Annotated in this window: 4 protein-coding genes; all 4 read right to left on the reverse strand. The window is 39.9% G+C overall.

Going from position 1 to position 5,256, the window contains the following annotated elements:
- Nucleotides 1–20: 20 nt before the first annotated feature.
- Nucleotides 21–665, reverse strand: coding sequence for an adenylate kinase (gene adk / locus P20480_RS13910; RefSeq protein WP_006792401.1), 645 nt, complete (start codon nucleotides 663–665; stop codon nucleotides 21–23).
- A 174-nt stretch (nucleotides 666–839) separates the two neighbouring features.
- A complete protein-coding gene (gene htpG / locus P20480_RS13905; protein ID WP_008127682.1) occupies nucleotides 840–2,753 on the reverse strand; it encodes a molecular chaperone HtpG in 1,914 nt (637 codons plus the stop codon).
- Between the two features lie 103 nt (nucleotides 2,754–2,856).
- Nucleotides 2,857–3,564 (reverse strand): RluA family pseudouridine synthase, encoded by a 708-nt coding sequence (locus tag P20480_RS13900; protein WP_008127684.1) that lies wholly within the window; start codon nucleotides 3,562–3,564, stop codon nucleotides 2,857–2,859.
- Nucleotides 3,565–3,569: 5 nt separating this feature from the next.
- A partial coding sequence (locus tag P20480_RS17740) for an MFS transporter (protein ID WP_008127686.1) occupies nucleotides 3,570–5,256 on the reverse strand: 1,687 nt, incomplete at its 5' end.

The raw sequence follows: 5,256 nt of genomic DNA on the forward strand, positions 1-5,256 counted from the left end.
GTTTTTTTGTGCGCTTTAAATTAACCTAAAAGCTCACCTAACTGTGCACTTACAACTTCTACGGCTTGTGTACCGTCAAGTTTATGGTACTGCGTGTTGCCTGCAGCTGCTTCAGCTTGGTAGTAATCAACCAACGGCATAGTTTGCTCATGGTAAATACCTAGACGTTTACGCACAGTCTCTTCTGTGTCGTCAGCGCGCACAATTAACTCTTCACCTGTTTCATCGTCTTTACCTTCCACTTTTGGTGGATTGTAAACAACATGGTAAACACGACCCGAGCCAGGATGAACACGACGTCCGCCCATACGCTCTACAATTACTTCATCAGCAACATCAAATTCAATAACGTGATCAACTACTACGCCATTTTCTTTCATTGCATCTGCTTGTGGAATGGTACGTGGAAAGCCATCTAGTAAAAAACCTTTTTCGCAATCAGCTTTAGCAATACGCTCTTTAACTAAACCAATAATGATATCGTCAGAAATTAGCTGACCTGCGTCCATTACTTTTTTTGCTTCTAAGCCAAGTGGAGTGCCTTCTTTAATTGCAGCACGTAACATATCGCCAGTCGAAATTTGTGGAATACCGTACTTGTCCATTAAAAACTGAGCTTGAGTACCTTTACCTGCACCCGGCGCGCCCAAAAGAATAATGCGCATATCATTGTCCCCTAGTATGAGAGTTTATTTTTAAAGCCTGAATTCTTCCATAAGCGCCGCTGATACTCAAGCAACTTATACTAATTGCCTAGTTTATAGCGCATAAAAAAAGGAAGCCTAGGCTTCCTTTTTTAATATGTACAATATTTATACTTTTAATAACTTAATATAAATTTATTTGCTTAGCTCTAACATTAATTTATTTAGGCGTGTAACAAACCCTGTTGGGTCTTTTAATGTTCCGCGCTCTGCAAGTAATGCTTGGTCTAATAGTACATGTGACCATTGTGAAAATTTATCTTCATCTTGTTCGTCATTTAAATGTTTCACAAGTTGATGCTCTGGGTTTAGCTCAAACACAGGCTTAGCCTCTGGCGCCGCTTGACCAACAGACTCCATTAGCTTTTGCATTTGCGAACTCATGTCGTTGTCATCACTTACAACACATGCTGGAGAGTCAGTTAAACGGTGTGTGAAACGCACTTCTTTAACATCATCTCCTAAGGCTGTTTTAATGCGTTCTACTAAGCCGGCCATCTCTTTTTCAGACTCTTCTTGCGCTTTCTTTGTCTCTTCATCATCAAGCTTGCCTAGGTCTAAGTCACCACGTGTGATTGACTGAAGTGGCTTATCTGCAAACTCAGTTAGGTGGCTCATCATCCACTCGTCAACACGGTCGCTTAGTAATAATACCTCAATGCCTTTTTTGCGGAAAATCTCTAAATGCGGCGAGTTTTTAGCAGCGGTAAAGGTATCGGCTACCACGTAATATATTTTATCTTGCCCTTCGTTCATGCGCTCAACATATTGCTCAAGCGACACATCTTGCGTCTGTGAATCTGTATGAGTAGAAGAAAAACGAAGTAACTTGCAAATCGCTTCTTTATTTGCAGCGTCTTCCGCAGGGCCTTCTTTCATCACCTGACCAAACTCATTCCAAAATACTTGGTAATCGTCAGCTTTATTTTTAGCCATACGCTCAAGCATTTTAATGATACGCGAGGTACACCCTTTACGAATCGCTTGGGTTACTTTGTTATCTTGTAAAATTTCACGCGATACATTTAATGGTAAATCGTTTGAATCTAATAAACCCTTCACAAAACGTAAGTAGCTTGGCATAAACTGCTCAGCATCATCCATTACAAACACACGTTGAACGTATAGTTTTAAACCACTTTGACGCTCACGGTTCCATAAATCGAAAGGGGCTTTTTTAGGGATATATAAAAGGCTAGTGTACTCAGTTTTACCTTCAACTTTATTATGTGCCCAGCTTAGCGGATCTTCCCAGTCATGGCTCACATGCTTGTAAAACTCTTTGTATTCTTCATCAGAAAGCTCTGATTTATCACGCGTCCACAATGCCGTGGCGCGGTTAATGCTTTCCCACTCACCCGGTACTGCTGGAATCTTTTCGCCATCTTCGCCTTCAGATTCTGGTACTTCTGCTTTGTACATTTGTACAGGCGTAGAAATATGATCTGAGTATTTAGTCACAATGCTACGTAAACGGAATTCGTCTGCAAATTCTTTTTCGTCTTCGCGAAGGTGTAAAGTAATTTCGGTACCACGGCCTTCTTTCTCAATTTCTTGCAGCGTGTACTCGCCTTCACCTTTAGACTCCCACTCATAAGCAGTTGTTTCACCCGCTTTACGTGTGCGAACAGTCACTAAATCGGCAACAATAAATGCAGAGTAAAAACCAACACCAAACTGACCAATAAGTTGTGAATCTTTGCTCTGATCGCCCGTTAAGTTTTTGAAAAACTCAGCAGTGCCCGATTTTGCAATAGTGCCTAAAGAGTTAATCACTTCTTCACGCGTCATACCGATGCCGTTATCTGAAATAGTAACGGTATTGGCCTCTTTATCTGCGCTGATACGAACGCGAAGGTCTGCATCACCTTGGTAAAGATCACCATTTGAAAGCGCTAAAAAACGTAGCTTGTCGGCTGCATCTGATGCGTTTGATACAAGCTCACGTAAAAAAATCTCTTTGTTTGAATAAAGAGAATGAATCATTAAGTTTAATAGTTGTTTTACTTCTGTTTGAAAGCCTAATGTTTCTTTTTGTGCTGCAGTCATTTATATATCTCCAATTAGCAAAGTGTCTGCGTTATGCACTTAATATGGGGGGAGCTAATAGAACTTCAAGGGAAAAAATTAAAAAATGTAATGTTAATTCACACTAAAATGGGCTTGGGCAATGGATGTGAATTGCTTGATTTGTAGTGGGATGTTCAAAAAACAGATCGCTTGCATGCAACTGTAGACGTTTTGATAGCTTTTCACTGTGTGCATTCTTATACAGGTCGCACCCTAAAATAGGGTGGCCTATAAAATGACTATGTATGCGTAGCTGATGAGTACGCCCAGTCAAAGGAGAAAAGCGTACATAAGTTCTAACAGGGTTAGCAAGGCGCTTAATAACGTTAAACTCGGTAACAGCTGGCTTCCCCTCTAGTTTACAAATTTTTACTCGCGGAAATAACTGTGTGTCTTTAGCAATGGGCGCATCAATTTGCCCTCTATCTTCGCTTATACACCCCTGCAGCACTGCTACATAATGCTTTTTTACACTACGTAATTGAAACTGCTTATTTAAATGTTTTGAGCTCACATCGTTTAGGCTTACAAGCATTATTCCCGATGTGCCTAAATCTAATCGATGAACTAATTTAGCGTTTAAAAAGGCCGGCGTTACTCCTTTTTGCCCATTTACTAGACGATAATGTACTGAGTCCCAATTTTCTGAATTTTTCCCTGATAAACTCAGCAACCCACTGGGTTTATTAATGACTAAAATATCGTTATCTTGATACAAAATACTAAACGTATCTATGCATTTTGGCGCTATAAAATTATCGACAATAGGGTTTGATTGGCTGCTTTTCATGCCTATTAATCATTACCTTTAGAGTAAAGTAGTTTTAAATCTAACACTCGTTCACGCAGGTTATCCGCTTTTGCTTTATTTGCCGCAACAGGCTCACCAACAGATACAGAGACTAACGACCACTTTAAACGAGGTAATTGCCACTTTGTTTTTCGGCTAAACATACTGCCCCAAAGCCCACCTAAATGCACAGGCACAACAGCAACAGGCGTTCGCTCAATTATTCTCTCTATACCTCTTCTAAACATATCAACACAGCCATCACCTGTTAATTTACCCTCGGGGAAAATACCCACAAGCTCGCCGCATTCAAGTGCCTCTGCAACATCGTCAAACGCCTTTTTAAAAGCTTCAGGGTTTGCTTTTTCGCTATCAATCGGTATTGCTTTAGCCATTTTAAATAACCAGTGCAGAGCAGGAGAATAATAAATTGGCGCAAAAACCATGAAACGAATTGGTCTTGGTGACGCTGCTAAAATAAACATCCAATCAACAAAACTGACATGATTGGCAACGATAACCGCTGCACCTTCCTCTGGTATATTTATTTCGCCTCTGGTTTTCACGCGATACATGCAAATAGCTAAAATATAGATAATAAAACGCAAGAAAAACTCAGGTACTTTGGTATAAATATACAATGAAATCAGTAAGTTTAACCCTGCAAGTAAAAGCAATAATTCTGAGATACTCCACTCTAAAATAGACAATGTCACAATACTTAAAATGGCACTGCACACCATAAACAGTGCATTAAGTACGTTGTTAGCGGCAATAACACGAGACCGACACGCCTCTTCTGTTCTTTGTTGTATCAAAGCATACAAAGGAACAGTATAAAAACCTGATGCTATACCAATACCGGCCATCCACACAAAGTGCCAGCGCATATCGCCAGTATTTAATACCTGCTTTAAGGTTAATAATTCATCGATTTGCACACCATAACTTAAAATAGCGGGCTCTATACTGAGCAAGTATAAAAATAGGGTAATTAAGATGGCACCAAAGGGCACAATGCCTAACTCAATACGCGAACGCGAAAGTTTTTCACATAATAAAGAACCAATAGCAATACTTAACGAAAATACCACCAGCGCACTGGTTACTACTAATTCGTTACCGCCCATTACGTGCTTAACATAGTTTGGTAATGTAGTTAGCACAATGGCGCCTATTAACCAAAACCAGCTTATACCTAAGACTGATTTGCCTACAGACTCTGTTTGCGAATTAAGTGCTGAGAACACATTTTTTGTAGAGGTATAAATATTGTAGGTAAACGCTAAATTAGGTTCATTCGCTGCACTTATTGGTATAAAGCGGCTACTCACATAACCTAATACTGCGAGCACGAGTACTGCAATGCTAATAATTTCGGGGCCTACGTTTTGCGTAATGTAATAAGTCCCAAAAATAGTCCCTAGTAAAATGGCAACAAAGGTACCCGATTCAACTAACCCATTCGCTTTTGTTAATTCGTTCGGGGCAACGTGCTGCGGTAAAATAGAATATTTTAACGGACCAAAAAATGTACTTTGAAACCCCATGAAAAATATAGTGGTGAGCATAAGCCAAATAGACTGGGTATAAATAGATAGTGCCCCTACAACCATAATAGGAATTTCGCAAAGTTTTACAAACCTGATTAATTTTGATTTTTCTGTTTTCTCAGCAAGCTGCCCTGCCATA

It is taken from the genome of Pseudoalteromonas sp. BSi20480 (assembly GCF_000241365.1).
Taxonomy (GTDB): Bacteria; Pseudomonadota; Gammaproteobacteria; order Enterobacterales; family Alteromonadaceae; genus Pseudoalteromonas; species Pseudoalteromonas marina.

What these genes read in the sequence shown, in the direction of transcription:
- P20480_RS13900 (WP_008127684.1), bottom strand. Translation starts at nt 3,564, where the DNA reads ATGAAAAGCAGCCAATCAAACCCTATTGTCGATAATTTTATAGCGCCA.
- htpG (WP_008127682.1), bottom strand. Translation starts at nt 2,753, where the DNA reads ATGACTGCAGCACAAAAAGAAACATTAGGCTTTCAAACAGAAGTAAAA.
- adk (WP_006792401.1), bottom strand. Translation starts at nt 665, where the DNA reads ATGCGCATTATTCTTTTGGGCGCGCCGGGTGCAGGTAAAGGTACTCAA.